Raw genomic sequence first — 349 nt, forward strand, 5'->3', positions numbered from 1 at the left:
GGCGGCGAGGCGCTGATCCTAGAGGCGCGGCTGGTAGGTGGCATCGGTGACCCCGAGCTTCGCGGAACTTTCGACGCTGCGCGCGATGCCGATTACGAGGAGCTGGCGCGCGAGGCGCGGACCTTGGCGGAAGGCGAGTATGTTCCCCCCGGCGAGGTTCGCCGGTTGCGCCGCCGGCTGGACGAGATCGCCGCGATCGACTTCTTCGGCGCGCACGGGCGGCAAACGGCCGAGGCGGCGCTTGCCCCGGCGGAAGCCCGGGCGGGCCAGCACCCCGACGTGACCGGGCCGGGCGCGCCCGAGCTGGCCCAGGCCGAGCTTCGCGGGCGCACCTGGGTCACGCGCGTCC

At 74.8% G+C, this 349-nt stretch carries 1 pseudogene; it reads left to right on the forward strand.

Going from position 1 to position 349, the window contains the following annotated elements:
• A pseudogene (locus CVH10_RS18570) lies at nucleotides 1-349 on the forward strand (ChrB protein); the annotation flags it as partial.

It is taken from the genome of Halomonas sp. ND22Bw (assembly GCF_003011945.1).
Classification (GTDB): domain Bacteria; phylum Pseudomonadota; class Gammaproteobacteria; order Pseudomonadales; family Halomonadaceae; genus Halomonas; species Halomonas halophila.